This window comes from Paenibacillus sp. J2L1-98, assembly GCF_056269405.1.
On record NZ_JBWDNW010000002.1, the window covers coordinates 521942 to 535415 of the forward strand.

The window sequence follows — 13474 nt, forward strand, 5'->3', positions numbered from 1 at the left end:
CCAATACGAGAAGGAGGAGCAGTCTCATGCAGCAGCCCAATAAGCTGTCCCCTTGGCAGATGTGGTCTCTTGAAGTGCAGCATAAGCTAAACGAGCAGCAGGAGCAGCTTCAAACGCTTGAAGCGAAGGTAGCTGCTTTGAGCGAGCAGGTGAAGAAGCTCGAAACGCGCCCTACTTACAATATAGAAAGCATTGAATATCATTTTGACCAGTTGAAGGTAGAAAAGCTCGACGGCACATTAAATATCGGTATGGCTGCTCCAAGTGCGGACGGCGAGTCTTTTCCAGGCAGCATTGACCAGCTGGAGGTGACGAGCCCGCAGGTATTTCCGTCAGCCGGCCCATCTATTCCGCCGCCGAGCGAAACGTACAACGCTGTTTATGGCGAGATGAACCGTTATTTGGATGACGCAGCTCCGCAAAGGCTGCTTATTTTCGAGCATGAATTTGGGATTCCGCTGGACCCTTATCATAGACGCATTATTATAGAGGATGTCCGCAGACAGCTGCCTAACCGCATCCATTACTATATGAAGCAGCCGGATAATATTACAGCGGATCAGCAGCCGGCACAAATTGATGAAACAGTTGCCGCTAGAGTCCTCACCAAAACAACGAGGGATGCCGAGGCAGCTATGCTCGCTTACATGCGCCAGCTTCAGAGCGGTACGCCCGTCTCAGGAGGAATGGAATAGATGTTTAACTTCAGCGTCATAAACCATCAATTGAGCGTTGGTCAAATCGAAATACTTGGTATATCAAGCGCATCGATGCTGCAGGTGGGCGACACCGATACCGTCTCCTTGTATTCCATGTTCGATACGCCGCCCGAGTCCGTTATCGTTGGCCCGATGGCCCCTTTACCAATGCCTGAAGAGGCAGAAGACATATCAAGCGATGGATAAACAATATGACTCGTATGAATGAACAATCCGAGCATTCTTATCCGGTAAGAACTGCGAATATTGGATCGATTTGTATGATAAGCGTCTCCCAGGCAGGATGCGTTCAGATTGGCGACCGCGCGGTAACGAATGCGAAGCAGATAGGGGTTGCGGTGCAGCGGCAAGAGGATCATCCAGGCGCCGGCGACGTCTTTTTTGAAATGTATCCGCTATTCTACCGTCCTCTGCCCTATTTTGATGATCCCGGTGATGATAACGGACAGGTCGTATCGCTTCACCGGACCAATTGCGCGCCAAACATTACAGTCGGCCATATTCAGGTCATTGCAGCCGGCGCGGCATCCAGCATTCAAGCCGGCAACGGCATGTGCCTAACCGGCGAGTCCCGCATCAAAAATGTCCGTCAGTATCCTCGTCCTAAGCCCTATCCTCCTATAGGCTGCTAGCAAGGTCATCTGTCAGGCGAGGCAGCTGTACAAGGCTATTATGGCCGCTTCCGAATAGGCATTTGCGCAAATGCAAATGATCCGGTACAAACGTCCAGTGCAACCATGCGATTCCGGCATACATTAACAGTGTGAGCTAAACATCACAATAAAACAAATTTATTCAGGAGGTATGAACCATGGGATACCCTGTAGCAGGCGTTGGCACTGGTTGTTATCCGGTCGGAGGCGTTGGCACTGGTTGTTCACCGGTTGGAGGCATCTGGACCAGCACGGGCGTTATTCTCGTCCTCTTCATTTTGCTGGTAATCATTCTGCGGTGCGGCATATTTTAAGCCATAGCTTAAACTTTTGAGCTAACGGGGCAAGCTTGCCCCGTCGCTCCGGTCAACGATTATTCAGATCAAACATGACATGGGGGACCAGCGAAAACGGCTGACACCGTTTTTTGTCGGAAAAAGCCCGCTTCACGGTAAAATATAAGCAAGTTTATTCGTGATAAACTGATAAATTCTTATATTTAAATAAAGTCCGTACGGATGATTGCATCCATGCGGACTTTATTGCTGCTTAAGCCAATTGAAAGCCGTGTACGAGCAGCAGTCCAAGCCCGGCTAACAATACGGAACCGATTAACGCTGCGACAAAAGGTTTTTTGCCCCGCTTTCTGAAAATCACGAGATCAACGCCTAGGCCAAGTCCGGCCATCGCCATCGCGATGAGGAAATAGGCAGCGGCAATCAGCTCGCCTGTCATCGCTTCAGGGATAATGCCCGCCGTATTAATACCGCTCATCGCCAGAAAACCAACGATAAACCAAGGAATCGGCAGCTTTTTCAGACTGAATGTTACCGGTTTATTCGCTCCGCGCCCATTCCACAGGCCTATCATTATCGAGACCGGAACCAGCATTGCTATCCGCGACATTTTGACGATAACGGCCAAATCAATCGCTTCTTGCCCTCCAGGCGCAGCTGCCGCAATAACATGAGCAACTTCATGGAGCGTAGCGCCCGAAAATATACCGTAGCCTGCGTCGCTTAAATGCAGGACGGGATATAGAATCGTATAGACGAGCGTAAACAGCGTGCCAAGTATCGCGACTGTCGTTGCGCTAATGGCCGTTTCATTATCGCTTGCCTTTAATTGCGGTGAAATAGCCACCACAGCAGCAGCGCCGCAGATTGCGGTTCCGCAAGCCGTCAAGATACCCAGCTTTTTATCAATATTAAGCCATTTGCTTAGCCCGTATACAACAACAATCGTAAATGAAATATTGATTACTGCTATCGCAAATACCTTTGGGCCCGCATGTACAATGTCAATCAAATTCAAACGCAGTCCAAGCAGTATAATGCCGATCCTCAGCAGACCTTTGCTCGAAAATGCTATACCACGCACTGCCGGCTCCGGTACGCCTACCCACGCTTTACATCCGATTCCAAGTAAAATTGCCACAACCAGCTGACCCATCACGTTAAAAAAAGGCAGCATCGAGATGTATTTTGCAGCAATAGCAATGAACATGGTAATCGCTAAGCCCAGCGTAAATCCAAGCCCTTTATCATTAATAACAGCAAACCCGTTTTTATGTGCCATGACCTTCACCTCTGCATCAGGACTAAACCTGCTGTCCTCTATGCCTTCACTATACGGCTCACACTGCAGGAAGTGAAATACTTATCTCCTATCTATATCATTACAATTACTTATGGTTGAAATTGTGGACTGCCTTATTATGCGTTATTATTGCAATATATTCGCCTAAATCACAAATAATAATGAGGGATATTAATGATAATCGAGGCATTACGTGTCTTCGTTACCGTAACGGAGCAAAGTCATTTTTCAAGAGCAGCAGATTTATTGAATATTTCCCAGCCCGGCGTGAGCCTGCATATCCGAAACCTGGAGAACGAGCTTGGCGCAAAGCTGCTGCACCGTTCTCCTAAGCAGGTCCGGCTTACCGAAGCCGGCGATGTGATGTATCAAAAAGCGAAGCAAATTTTGTCCTTATACGAGGAAGCCAAACAAGACATTCATATGCTGCAGGATAAAGTAACAGGAGCCATTCAAATCGGTGCGAGCTTTACGATAGGCGAATATGTGCTTCCTCGACGGCTCGCTGAATTTGCTGCCCAATACCCGCTCGTTGCCATGCAGGTCACAATTGGAAATACGGAGGAGATTGTACAAGCGGTTCGATCAAACGAACTGGATGTAGGACTTATAGAAGGAGAAACCAATGCAGCGGACTTGGTTATTACACCCTATATGAAGGATGAAATGATTCTAATCGCCCCATCGGCTAGCCCACTTTCAACGGAACGCATTTTAGACGCCGAAATGCTTCAAAATCAAGTGTGGGTGCTGAGAGAAAGCGGTTCCGGTACACGCGCCTTCAGTGATCAATTCATGCGGGATGCTAGTCTGACCCCAAAACGCTCTTACGTTTTCAATAGCAGCCAAAGCGTTAAAGAAGCGGTAGTGTCCGGCTTAGGCATAGCGATGCTCTCACGCTGGATCGTCCGAAGAGAGCTGGAATCAGGTGAATTATGCGAATTGCGTCTGAATAAGGAGCGCTTTGAGCGCAATTTTTCAATTATTCGCCATAAGGAAGCGGCGGTTACGATGGCCGTTAATACGTTTACTCAGAGGCTGTTAACGGCCGCCGACTAGGATGTATTTTCCAATTTGGCGCTGCAAATGCTGCGAACCCGACTTTCGACGCTTCCTAGCGCATATAAATAGAGCAACTACGGTTGCAAAGGATGAACGCGCCTAATGGATATGAACCGAATCCGTGCACGGATAGATGAAATGACCGCCGATCTGCTCCGGACGCAGTCGCATGACGGCGCATGGCGGATGTGTTTTGATTCAGGAACGATGACGGATAGCTATCTTATCATTTTACTTCGCCTGCTTGGTAGAGCGGATGAGCACTTGATTCATTTGCTTGCTGCGCGAATAGCCTCCAAGCAAGAGGCTAACGGTGCATGGAAGGTATATCCGGACGAGTCGGAGGGTAATTTGGAGGCGACTGCCGAGGCCTATTTCGCACTGCTGTATGCGGGCTACTATCATGCGGCAGATCCGCGCATGTTAATGGCGAAGCAGTTCATTCTGTACCTTGGAGGACTATCCGAAGCAAAAAACCTGCTCACTCAAGTCATCTTCGCCGCTACGGGCCAAGCCGAATGGCCCAGGTTATTGCGTATTCCGCTCGAAGCCTTCTTCTCGGATCTTGGAATCGGTTTGGACCTGTTCTCAATATCCGGTCATGCGCGCGTTCATCTTGTGCCTACTTTAATTATGGCTAACAAGCAATTTGTGAGCAGACCGGCGACGATGCCTAATTTATCCGATTTATTCGTTGGCAGCTCACGCGCATTCACGAATGATTCCACCTGGATATCGGCTTTGAACGAATTTATATCAAGCTTGCCTTTGTCCAGCCTGCTGCTATCCAGCCCCAAAGCCGCATACGACCAGGCTGAAGCATTTATGTTTGAGCGCCTGGAGCCTAACGGCACGCTGCTTACCTTTTCAACAGCGACGATTTTGATGATTTTAGCTTTGCTTGCACTTGACTATTCCCCTCAATCATCCGCTATTAATCGATTATTGACTGGAATTTATTCAATCATTTGCATCGATCGGCCGCATCTTCAAGTGGCGTCCTCTGAAGTATGGGATACAGCTATGATTAGCTATGCTCTGAGGGAAGCGGGAATACCGCCCAGTCACAACGCTCTGGAAAGAGCAGGCGCTTATTTGATAAACAGGCAGCAAAACCGTCTAGGCGACTGGGCGATCCGATTGCAGAATACGCCAGCGGGCGGCTGGGGCTTCTCCGACGTCAATACGCTGTATCCTGACGTCGACGACAGCGCCGCCGCACTGCGTGCCATTCGTCCCTATATATCGAACGTAAATGGATTATACGCCAGTTGGCAAAGAGGTCTAAACTGGGTATTAGCAATGCGCAACGATGATCGCGGCTGGCCTGCTTTCGAACGAGAAGGAAAGCAGCTGCCGGCAAGCTTTTTTACGTTCGAAGGCTCAGAAGACATCTCGACAGACCCTTCGACGGTTGACCTGACAGGGCGTGTTCTCAGCTTTCTGGGCAATGAGCTCGACATGACCATCGGCCATCAATGGCTCGATGACAGCGTGCAATGGGTGCTGTCGCAGCAAACAAGAAATGGCAGCTGGTACGGACGCTGGGGAATAGCTTACATCCACGGCACAGGCGCTGCCATTCAAGGAATGACGGCAGTGGGCGTTCCTGCAGACCATCCCGCCATTAAGAAGGGAGTTAAATGGCTTCTAGACATCCAAAATGATGACGGAGGCTGGGGAGAATCATGTCTTAGCGATAAAGTAAAGCGCTACGTGCCGCTCCATGCCAGCACCCCTTCCCAGACTGCATGGGCGCTCGATGCGCTTACCGCCGCATACGAAAAACCAACTTCTGCGCTGGAGAGAGGGGTAAACGCACTCCTCCACTCGCTCGAACGACGGGATTGGATCTATACCTATCCTACAGGAGCCGGCCTTCCGGGCAGCATATACGTCCACTATCCAAGCAATAACTATGTATGGCCCTTGCTCACCTTATCGGCTATATTGAAGAAATACGGCTCGTGATATCGACCGCACGTACAAAAAAAACAGCCGGCTTCCCCGGCTGTTTTTCTATTAAACTATACCCATTTTTGCTGAAAAGCAGCAATGTTGGCATATTCCTCAGTCAGCAAGCGAGAAACACGGATATAAATCCGCATCAGCTCGGAATAGATTTCGGCGTTTTGCTTGTTCGGCAAATGAAAATGCGATCCCCCTACCATGTCGGATACGACATCTAGCGAATCAACCTCTCCTAAGCTGTACAATCCAAGAATGACCGCTCCTAAACATGAGCTTTCGATACTTTCCGGTACATGCAGCTCCTGATCGAAAATATCAGCCATCATCTGGCGCCATAGCTCCGATCTTGCAAAGCCGCCTGTCGCTTGAATTTTCGTCGGCTTGCCTGTTAATTCCTCAAGCGCCATTAGCACGCTGTACAAATTATAAATAACACCCTCTAACGCCGCGCGAATGAGATGCTCCTTCTTGTGGTGAAGCCCGAGTCCGAAATAAGAGCCCCGCGCATTCGCATCCCAGAGCGGAGCGCGCTCGCCGGATAGATACGGATGGAAAATAAGCCCTTCCGAGCCCGGCTTCGCCTTCGCGGCAAGCTCCGTAAGCAGTTCATAGGGATCGATGCCAAGCCGCTTAGCAGAGGCGATCTCTTCCGTACCGATCTGATCACGAACCCATCTAAAGATCATGCCCCCGTTATTTACCGGTCCGCCGATCACCCAGTGGTTCTCCGTCAGCGCATAGCAAAAAATTCTGCCCTTCGGATCCGTTACCGGCTTGTCCGTCACCGCCCGGATAGCTCCGCTTGTGCCGATGGTAACCGCTACTACACCCGGCTCGATTGCGTTCACGCCAAGATTGGACAGCACGCCGTCACTTGCTCCAACTACGAACGGTGTGGACGGAAGCAAATTCATTTGCTTCGCATAGCTCTCTTCCAAGCCTTCCAGCTTATACGTAGTAGGAACAAGCTCGGACAACCGGTCTGCCGTAACTCCGGCTACTCTTAATGCTTCCTCGTCCCATTTCAAATTTTCCAAATGAAACATACCTGTCGCGGAAGCGATGGAATAATCGATTACATAACGGCCGAATAGCTTGAAAAATACGTATTCTTTGATCGAAATAAATTTGTAAGTACGGTCAAACAGTTCCTTATGGTCATGACGCAGCCATGTGAGCTTCGATAGTGGAGACATCGGGTGGATCGGCGTGCCTGTACGCAAATAAATCTCATGGCCGTTCCATTCATTCTTTATTTTATTCGTCCATTCGATACTGCGATTGTCTGCCCACGTAATGCATTTCGTCAGCGGCGTGCCTGAATGGTCCACGGCAATTACACTATGCATAGCTGAGCTGAAGGAAACGCACAAAATATCCTGAGGCTGAACGTTGCTCTTTGTAATCGTTTGACCGATTGTACCCAGCACCGCATTAAAAATTTGGTCCGGATCCTGCTCCGCAATAGCCGGGGATGGTGAGTGAAGCGGGTATTCCATGCCATGGCTTGCCACAATTTCACCCTTTACCGTAAAGAGCACCGACTTCGTGCTCGTCGTTCCAATATCAACACCGATAACATATTTCATATTCATCTCTTTACCTCCCTTTGCATTTGCCCTTCCAACAGCCAGCATCCTACTCGTCCACCTGCCATTATTACAATACCGTTCTTCCGGCAATTATTCAATCAGCAGTATTAAGAGCTTACTACGCTATGGCCGCCGAACTCATTGCGCAGCGCTGCAACGACTTTGCCCGAGAACGTATTTTCCTCCAGGGAGCGGTATCTCATCAGAAGCGACAAAGCGATAACAGGTGTGGCTGTTTGCAGATCCAACGCTGTTTCAAGTGTCCATTTCCCTTCTCCTGAGGAATGCATGATACCCTTTAGGCCATCCAAACGGGCATCCTTCGTAAACGCGTTTTCCGTTAACTCCATCAGCCACGACCGAATGACCGACCCGTTGTTCCATACCCGTGCGACCTTCTCAAAATCAAAGTCGAAATCGCTTTTTTCCAGCAGCTCGAAGCCTTCGGCAATCGCCTGCATCATGCCATATTCAACCCCGTTATGAACCATCTTTAGAAAATGTCCGCTGCCGCTATCTCCGGCATGCAAATAACCGTCCTTTACGCAAATGTCGGAGAACAGCTGCTCTACCGAATCAAATGCCGCTTTATTGCCTCCAATCATCGTACAAGCGCCGGATCTTGCTCCTGATGTTCCTCCGCTTGTGCCGACATCCAGGAAATGAACGCCCTGTTCCGCAAGCTGATCAGCCCGTCTAATCGATTCTTTATAGTTTGAATTTCCGCCATCTATCAAAATATCTCCAGCCTCAAGCCAGCCTCTTACCTGTTCAATAACCGAATCGGTCAGCTCTCCTGCCGGCACCATCATCCAAATGACGCGAGGAGCCTGCAAGGTGTTAACCAATTGCTGAATGGAAGCAGCGCCTTGAGCCCCTTCCTCCACTGCTTTTGCGACCGCATCTGTATTCACGTCATATACGACTGTTTTGTGGTTATGTTCCATTACGTTAAGCATCAAATTATAACCCATTTTACCTAAACCAATAATTCCAATTTGCATCGTTATTCATCTCCTAATTTTTTTTTGCGCTAAGCGATCTTCGTAAGCGCGAATGTATGATGTATGATCGACTTGCCGTTTATGTTATACTTCTCATGAAATAAGCTACTACGCGAGGGGAAGCAACTATTATGGTGCAGAACATGCTTGGAAAAATTCGTTCTTATTATGCTAGATTCAGCGAAAAAGAAAAGAAAATCGCTACCTACATATTAAATAATCCCGAAAAAATTATTCATAGCACGATCAATGAGGTTGCGGATGATCTAAATGTCGCAGAAGCAACCGTTTTTCGATTTTGCAAGCATATCGGTTATAAAGGCTATCAAGCGATGAAAATCGCGCTCGCCTCTGAAATCATGTCGCCTATCCAACAAATTTATGAAGAAATAAACGAGAATGACAATGAGAAAGCAATTGCCGAAAAAGTATTTAAATCCAATATACGCACGCTGGAAAATACTTTTCAAATTCTTGATGGCGAAGACTTTGGCAAAGCGGTTTCCTTTATTGCAGCTGCAAACCGCGTTCATTTTTATGGCATAGGCGGCTCCGGCGTTATTGCGATGGATGCGTTTCATAAATTCATCCGTTCGGGAAAACAGGCTTTCGCGTTTACGGATGCGCATTTCCAGCTCATGTCTGCGGCACAGCTTACTAAGGAGGATGTCGCAGTCGTCATTTCCCACTCCGGCACGAACAAAGATACGATTCGTATTCTCCAGACTGCAAGCGCTAACGGTGCCAAAACAATTGCCATAACCGGTTTTCCAAAATCGCCAATCAGCCAGCATGCGGATGTATCGCTCCACACCAGCTCAGATGAAACCGAGTACCGGTCAGAAGCTCTTGCATCGAGAATCGGTCAGCTCAGCTTAATTGATGCCCTGTATGTGAATGTCATGATCATCAACAAAGATAAAGCAAAAACATCACTCGATAAAGTACGTGAAGCTATTTCCGAAACGCGAATTTAATCCGCAAATCATTGAAGGATGCAAGGTGAACCTATGACTGTATGTCAATGGCGCACCTTTTTTATCTTCTAAACAAAGATATCTGGGCCCTCCTATTTTGTTAAGGTTAAATCGCTGCGCAAGCATTTCAATTATATGAAAAAAATTTTCTCAAATCAATATAATTTTTCGAAAAATTTTTTATTATTTATGCTCAATATTCATTTAGTTATTATGAGTCGTACGTTTTATTTCTTACATAAGCAAATAAATAGGAAGAACCCGCACTCCGATTATGGCATGCGGGTTCTTCCTATTTATTTCAAAGCGGTTATTAGCTATTGCTGCTACTGCAGTCCGCTTGACTCGGCTTTACTTTTTAGACGCTTATATTTCTCAGCATATTTGCTAACGCTGTGTACGACAGTTGCATGTGACCAGGTAAGCGGAGCTACGGATAATGGTGAGCCGTCGTATGGATTAAGCTGCTCTGGCAGCAATCCGCTTTTGAGCGCATGATCAGACACCCATTGCAGCGTATTGCGAGGTCCTTCGAGCTCTTCAAGCGTCTTAGCTGAATCTATCTCAAAGTTGGCTACCCAAAGCGTACAAATAATCCACGGGTTGCCCGGTACCTTATCGATTTCACCGGATTGCTGGAAGTAATAATCGTTCGTATAACGAGCGATGCCTCCAATATGAGTTTTGACTTGCAGCCCTTCCTTAATCGCCAGCATCGTCTGTACGACACGGTAATCATCAACGGGAAGCACGCCAAATTCAAGAACGCCGAACAAACTGCTCTCTAGCGTCATATCCTTTACCCAACGATTGTCTTTCTGAATAAGGCCTCGCGCGAACCGGCCGGTTTCCTCATCCCACAGATGAGTAATAATACCGTGTTTGATAGCTTGAGCCGTGCTTTTGTAATGATCGCTGCGTTCGTAATCTCCAAATAGATCCGTAAAAAAAGAGGCTGCCATCAAACCGCCGTATACGGAAGCTGCCGTATAGGTCCAAATCCCGTAACGTTCCTCCCACAAGTCGTAGCTCGGCTTCGGAAGCGACAAGGAATGCTCCATATATGAGCTCAAAAAAGTTGCAGCTTTCCGAATTAAGTTGCTGTATAACGACTGCGGCAGCTCGATAACTTGATTTCTCGAGTAATCCTTCCATAAGGCGAACAGCACTAGCGCCGTCTCATCCTCTTGAATAGGCAATCGTCTGCTGCCCTGCACGATATAAGGATGCCAGCTGGATCCTACCGTTCCGTCCGGATTGTATTTGTGATACAAATAACCTTCAGGGGATAAGGCTTGCGCGCAAAAATGGAAGAATGGAGCGATGACGCTCTGATATCCCGCCATAGACATCGCGTCAGCAATAAGAGCGCCGTCACGCGGCCACATATAGCTGTAATGGTCGCGATTGTACTGTAAAATATCGGTATCATTCGCAGCTAATATGGCCCCGCGCTCATCGACCTGCGTTCGAACGAGCAGCAAGCTTTGCTTAAACATCTTCACAACATCATACGGCAGGTCGCCAAGATTGGTTTCTGCGCGGCGAAGCCAATGCTTCCAGTAAATGACGACTCGGCTGAGCAGCTTCTCCGGATGGTTCTCTTGCACATATTGATTCAGCTCTTTTACTTCTTCGAGGTTCTCGCCGATTGACATCCAATAGTAAATCGTTTTATCGCCGTTTGGCGGAACGATCGTACGGAAGCTGATCGTACTGTCAACGGAGCCTTGGGCAATAGAATTGCCCATGAGTACGCCATCTTCCGCATCTCGCCAGGTCCCCTCTGCGGATTGAAACCTTTTGATGCCTGTCGAATACTGGGTCATTCCGCCTTCATCCGAGAAGCCGTTGAACATGAAATAATTATTCCGCTTGTAATGATAAAGTGTATGGTTTTCCGGATAATAGACGGCGGTATCGCCAACCTCCGTACCATCGATCATCAAATCCTGATGGAAAAACAAGCGAATTTCTCTCGCATCGTTTGTTTTATTCCGGATGACAACCCGCTTAATGTAAATGCACTCGCGTTGATGAATCCCGTCGTTCATGTGAAGCTCAATGCCTAAACCATGATGCTTAGCAGTAATATTCGTTACTAAGGAATCCTCGATATAATCCAGATCAAACTTCCACTCCGGCTCATCCAGCCAGGTAAAAGCACCTTCCACCCACAAACCCAAGCGACAATACTGTCCGCCCACATGATTTAGCTGTCCAACAAACGGATAATAAATATCCCGAATATAACAGTGTTGATCCAAGTTAAGGAGCATTTTTCCGTTGCCGATTACGAGGTGACGGGCCATGGCTCTTTCTCCTTTCGATGCGGTACAAGTTGAGAGTAAACGGATATATAGGCTTTTGCGGAACGGCTCCAGCTATAATCCTCTTGTTCACCGTTACTCACGATTTGCTTCCAGACTTCCTCATTACGATATAGCGCTAACGCTCTGCGTACGGTATGCATATAATCGTGCGCATTGTAATTCGTGAAGCTGAAGCCATTACCTTCGCCAGTATATTCGTTATAGGCTTGTACCGTGTCCTTTAGTCCCCCAGTCTCTCGAACAATCGGGACGGAAAGGTAGCGCAACGCAAGAAGTTGACTGAGACCGCAAGGCTCGAACTGCGACGGCATCGCAAACATGTCCGAGCCAGCATATATGCGGCGGGCCAGCCCATCATCATAGCCTATCCATACTGCAACCTTATCGGGATGACGATAAGCCGCATCATTGAAAAAATGCTCATAGCGCCCTTCACCGGCGCCTAACACAACAAATTGAACGTCCTCTTCAAGCAGCTCCTCAAAGGTAGCCGCAATAAGATCTATGCCCTTCTGTTCGACCAGTCGGGTTACGATACCAATCAGCGGTATGTCCTCGGATTGTGGAAGTCCCAGCTCACGCTGCAGCTCCACTTTATTTTTCCGCTTGCGGCTGAGCGAGCTTCGATAAGGCACCGCTATCGCGCTGTCATTCATTGGATCAAACAATTCATCGTCGATGCCGTTCACAATTCCGGTCAAGTCCCATGAACGGTAACGAAGCAGCGGATCCATCCGCTCGCCAAAGTATTCAGTTTGAATTTCTTCGGCGTAAGTGGCGCTGACCGTCGTCAGTTTGTCAGCATAAGCGAGACCGCCCTTCATGCAGCTCCCGGCACCGTAAAATCCCAAGCTGTCGGATAGAAAAAACTCATCGCCTACGCCAAGCAAATCCTTCATATGGTCGATGCCGAACAAGCCTTGGTATTTCAAATTATGAATTGTAAATACCGATTTGGTGTAAGCCCAAGCCGGATCGTGGTAGTATTTCGTCTTCAGGAGGAACGGAATAAGCCCGGTTTGCCAATCATGGCAATGAACGATGTCAGGATGGAAATCCATGTAACGTACAGCTTCCATCACTGCAAAGCAGAAGAATACGAACCGTTCCGCATCATCCCCGTAACCATAAAGCCCTTTTCTCCTAAAATAAAACTCGTTATCGATTAAATAATAAGTAACTCCGTCAAGCTCAGCCCTCAATAATCCGCAGTATTGGTTGCGCCAGCCAAACGATACGGTAAAATGAGTGATTTGCTCGAACTGCCCGATGAGCGAAGCAGGAATTTCTTCATATTTTGGCAATACGACTCTGGTATCAACGCCCCGCTTATTCAGCGCCTTAGGGAGCGCCCCTGCAACGTCGGCAAGCCCTCCAGTCTTCGCAAGTGGAACCGCCTCAGAGGTTGCGAACAAAATGTTCATAGGATTCTCCTTCCTTATTGACGCCGCATGAGCGCTTGCATCAACCCAATTGGAAATTGCTTTCGACTTCCTATTGCGTTAAAGCGCTTGTTTCGCGGCACAAACTCACTGTTTTTTTGGATTTTGGCTTACATGACAAC

The 13474-nt window shown here is 48.1% G+C and carries 12 protein-coding genes; 7 read left to right on the top strand and 5 right to left on the bottom strand.

Annotated elements, in window-relative coordinates:
* Positions 1-26: 26 nt before the first annotated feature.
* The 4 genes from gerPC to AC0YNZ_RS07300 all read left to right on the top strand — a co-directional run bounded on the left by gerPC (position 27) and on the right by AC0YNZ_RS07300 (position 1686).
* Positions 27-695, top strand: coding sequence for a spore germination protein GerPC (gerPC, locus tag AC0YNZ_RS07285; RefSeq protein WP_475825968.1), 669 nt, complete (start codon positions 27-29; stop codon positions 693-695).
* Complete coding sequence (locus AC0YNZ_RS07290) at positions 696-905, top strand: spore gernimation protein GerPD (RefSeq protein ID WP_475825969.1); 210 nt, start codon at positions 696-698, stop codon at positions 903-905.
* A 5-nt stretch (positions 906-910) separates the two neighbouring features.
* Positions 911-1351, top strand: coding sequence for a spore germination protein GerPE (locus tag AC0YNZ_RS07295; protein WP_475825970.1), 441 nt, complete (start codon positions 911-913; stop codon positions 1349-1351).
* Positions 1352-1530: 179 nt separating this feature from the next.
* Positions 1531-1686, top strand: coding sequence for a hypothetical protein (locus AC0YNZ_RS07300; RefSeq protein WP_475825971.1), 156 nt, complete (start codon positions 1531-1533; stop codon positions 1684-1686).
* Positions 1687-1921: 235 nt separating this feature from the next.
* On the opposite strand, the gene AC0YNZ_RS07305 is transcribed toward AC0YNZ_RS07300, so the two are convergent.
* Positions 1922-2950: a YeiH family protein gene (locus AC0YNZ_RS07305; protein ID WP_475825972.1), complete on the bottom strand. Its 1029-nt coding sequence runs from the start codon at positions 2948-2950 to the stop codon at positions 1922-1924.
* A gap of 195 nt (positions 2951-3145) precedes the next feature.
* On the opposite strand from AC0YNZ_RS07305, the gene AC0YNZ_RS07310 reads away from it, so the two are divergent.
* Both AC0YNZ_RS07310 and AC0YNZ_RS07315 read left to right on the top strand, forming a co-directional pair.
* A complete protein-coding gene (locus AC0YNZ_RS07310; protein ID WP_475825973.1) occupies positions 3146-4030 on the top strand; it encodes a LysR family transcriptional regulator in 885 nt (294 codons plus the stop codon).
* 105 nt (positions 4031-4135) lie between these two features.
* Entirely contained in the window at positions 4136-6004 is a 1869-nt protein-coding gene (locus tag AC0YNZ_RS07315) for a squalene cyclase (protein WP_475825974.1), read from the top strand.
* A gap of 56 nt (positions 6005-6060) precedes the next feature.
* On the opposite strand, the gene gntK is transcribed toward AC0YNZ_RS07315, so the two are convergent.
* Positions 6061-7599 carry a gluconokinase gene (gene gntK / locus AC0YNZ_RS07320; protein ID WP_475825975.1) on the bottom strand — a complete coding sequence of 513 codons (1539 nt, stop codon included), beginning with the start codon at positions 7597-7599 and terminating at the stop codon, positions 6061-6063.
* A 104-nt stretch (positions 7600-7703) separates the two neighbouring features.
* Positions 7704-8600: a phosphogluconate dehydrogenase (NAD(+)-dependent, decarboxylating) gene (gnd, locus tag AC0YNZ_RS07325; RefSeq protein ID WP_475825976.1), complete on the bottom strand. Its 897-nt coding sequence runs from the start codon at positions 8598-8600 to the stop codon at positions 7704-7706.
* Positions 8601-8731: 131 nt separating this feature from the next.
* Here gnd and AC0YNZ_RS07330 point away from each other — a divergent pair, with 131 nt between their 5' ends.
* On the top strand, positions 8732-9577 hold the full coding sequence (locus AC0YNZ_RS07330) for a MurR/RpiR family transcriptional regulator (RefSeq protein ID WP_475825977.1): 846 nt from the start codon (positions 8732-8734) through the stop codon (positions 9575-9577).
* Between the two features lie 326 nt (positions 9578-9903).
* On the opposite strand, the gene AC0YNZ_RS07335 is transcribed toward AC0YNZ_RS07330, so the two are convergent.
* Both AC0YNZ_RS07335 and glgA read right to left on the bottom strand, forming a co-directional pair.
* Positions 9904-11889: a glycoside hydrolase family 15 protein gene (locus AC0YNZ_RS07335; protein ID WP_475825978.1), complete on the bottom strand. Its 1986-nt coding sequence runs from the start codon at positions 11887-11889 to the stop codon at positions 9904-9906.
* Complete coding sequence (gene glgA / locus AC0YNZ_RS07340; protein WP_475825979.1) at positions 11871-13334, bottom strand: glycogen synthase GlgA; 1464 nt, start codon at positions 13332-13334, stop codon at positions 11871-11873. Before glgA ends, AC0YNZ_RS07335 begins: the two co-directional genes overlap by 19 nt.
* Positions 13335-13474 lie beyond the last annotated feature (140 nt).